This window comes from Novosphingobium clariflavum, from assembly GCF_026420865.1.
Lineage (GTDB): Bacteria > Pseudomonadota > Alphaproteobacteria > Sphingomonadales > Sphingomonadaceae > Novosphingobium > Novosphingobium clariflavum.
In genome coordinates this window covers 1-2,367 of sequence record NZ_JAPCWC010000066.1, presented here as the reverse complement: position 1 = coordinate 2,367, position 2,367 = coordinate 1, and the positions used below count along the sequence as shown (strand labels likewise).

The 2,367-nt window shown below is 52.1% G+C and carries 5 protein-coding genes; 2 read left to right on the top strand and 3 right to left on the bottom strand.

Annotated elements, in window-relative coordinates:
* Positions 1–235 (top strand): hypothetical protein (locus OKA11_RS24200; RefSeq protein WP_267225149.1); only part of this gene is annotated, 235 nt, incomplete at its 5' end.
* 227 nt (positions 236–462) lie between these two features.
* Positions 463–1,140 carry a hypothetical protein gene (locus OKA11_RS24195; protein ID WP_267225147.1) on the top strand — a complete coding sequence of 226 codons (678 nt, stop codon included), beginning with the start codon at positions 463–465 and terminating at the stop codon, positions 1,138–1,140.
* Positions 1,141–1,191: 51 nt separating this feature from the next.
* On the opposite strand, the gene OKA11_RS24190 is transcribed toward OKA11_RS24195, so the two are convergent.
* The 3 genes from OKA11_RS24190 to OKA11_RS24180 form a co-directional block, all read right to left on the bottom strand.
* Positions 1,192–1,587 (bottom strand): hypothetical protein, encoded by a 396-nt coding sequence (locus tag OKA11_RS24190; protein WP_143840540.1) that lies wholly within the window; start codon positions 1,585–1,587, stop codon positions 1,192–1,194.
* Between the two features lie 56 nt (positions 1,588–1,643).
* A complete protein-coding gene (locus OKA11_RS24185; protein ID WP_240511613.1) occupies positions 1,644–2,048 on the bottom strand; it encodes a lysozyme in 405 nt (134 codons plus the stop codon).
* Positions 2,049–2,141: 93 nt separating this feature from the next.
* A partial coding sequence (locus tag OKA11_RS24180; protein WP_267225143.1) for a DUF2958 domain-containing protein occupies positions 2,142–2,367 on the bottom strand: 226 nt, incomplete at its 5' end.

Below are 2,367 nucleotides of genomic sequence, written 5' to 3'. Positions count from 1 at the left end.
GCTGGCAGACAATGACGGCATCGCGACCGGAATTATGAGATGGGTCAGACCTTGCGCGTTCTTCCTTCTCGTCGTCCTCTTCGTGGTTGGCTGGTTCAACACCGCCACACTGCTCGCATACGCAGGCGCGCTGGCTGCTTTCCCTCAGGATTTCTGGAACGTCGTGTTCATCATCCTTGGCTCAATCGCAGGCAGCAAGGGCATGGCTGACATAGGGAAGCTGATAAAGCGATGAAGATACGCAAACTGATATTCCGCATTCCAGAAGACCATCAACACCTTGAGACGATCTTGAAGCTGCTGAATGATCCATATCCAGTGCCATTCATTACGGAACTTGAGGAAGAGATACTGAGGGATTTCTACAAGAAACAGGGCTAAGAACGCCCGAAAACACGTCTGCCGATAAATATCCTTGAAAGCGAGGCGCTTTGCCGCGTTTGTTAAACAGGATATTTTCAAATGAAAACACAACTCACAGGCTTCAAAGCCACAACTGAAATCAAACCATCATTAGACATTGAAGCTGAGCAACACGAGATACGTGCCGCACTTCAATCCGTATGTGACCTTTTGCCGCATGACGCATCACTTCCAGCTTATTGGTCAATGACTGCATATGACCCAGCAGGGAAGCACAACAACCAGAGCGTTCAGGCCCTAACTGGCGTCGTCCTTGAATACGAGAAGCGCTACGAGGTCGAATTGCTCAATGCCCTCAAGCAGATGCCTTGGCACTTCCTCGTTGCTGACACAGAGCGCAAAAGCGGTCAGTTCGTCAGTGTCTTTTTCCCCTTGGCGTTCGAGCCAGACATAAACCGCTTCATGCGTATCGCAGGCGTCCTTGTGCAGCAGCTTGGCGTCTATGGGCTAAGCAAGGGCAGCGGCACCCCTACATTCCTCGTCAAACTCGTAGGCGGTCAGCAAGTCCAGGAACATCAAGGCCCAGCAATTGGCCTCAATTTCATCAGCGAGACGAAAGACGTTCAGGCGAACGGCGCGATACAGGCATATCAGGGGCCGAAGCCGCTCACCGTTAACCCCAGCGCGGTTAAAATCGCGCCTGCGCCGCTACAGGGTAAGGAGAAGCAGATTGCAGCCCATTTCAGGATGCTCGCTGACCTCTTTGACCCTGAATAACACCCATAACGAAGCCCGCTCCTGACACGACAGTTGCGGGCTTTCAGTTGGCTACATTGGATTGCAAGTTCCGACGTGGATGAGCGGATCACCTAAGAAAAGAATTACCTTGAAGCGGTAATTGACAATACCGTTATTTTTAACCTCCTCGATTGTGAACACATTGCCAACCCAATTTGAAAACACGATTGTATCACCAAGGGCGTCAACGTGCTTTAGCGGTGATACTTTACCGCCGACATTCAGGCTGGTGATCGAGTCGTTGGTAAAATCAACTATATCAGAGACATTTGAAGGTCGCTTAGTGCATGTCCCGTCATCATTACACATGATGAGCGTATTTGCTCGGCAGAACCACTTCCCTGCTGGCAAAAGTGTGTTTTGCGCCGTCGCAGGCGTAGCGACTGAAAGCATAGCAAGTGCCAGCGCACTGATGGATTTTTTCACGAATTCCCCCACAGGCATATTCCGCATTCACGGGTGCGGTATCGGCGCGGGTTAAGTCAAGATGTGAACAAAGTGCGCTCAGCGGCACGGCGCTTCACAAGGCCAGCCAGCACTTTGCCGCCCGCTTTGTTCCAGACGAGGAATTGCTCAGCAGCACCGCCAAAATCCCCTGCATTTAGCTTTCTGAGCAGCGTAGAGCCTCTGAGAGCGCCAACGCCCACATTGTAAGCAAAGGACACGAGAGCGCCTGTCTGGTTTGCTGTCAGTTTGACCTTTACCAGTCCCAGCACGTTGCGTTCAAAGCCGTCATACTCAGCGATCAGCCATGCATCAGCCTGAGCCTGTGTGCAGGTATCTCCTGCTTTGACGTTCGTAGTTCTGCCGTAGCCAATGGTCCATACGCCAGCAGGGCATTTGTAGGCTTTTAATTCGACCCCTTCGTATTGCTTGATGAGCGCCAAGCCTGCGCGTTGTGATGAATTTGTCATCACATATTTAGTTGAATGAAAAGCCCCGCAGATTGCTCTACGGGGCTTCACTATTAGTGAGTTGGCTTAGGCCTTGATGCCGCCCAGCCGCTTCGCCTCTGCCGCATACTCTGACAGCGATTGGGTTGGGACAAACGACAGGTCTTGCTCGATGCCAACGGCACCGCCCATCATCCTGATTTCTGCGAGTTCATCGAGGCTGACATACCCAAGTTCAGGTGTGCCAAATCCAAGGTCTGCCAGCCCAAACGCCAGTCCATCCTCATCGCATTCCGTGAGCAGCCACGTTGCG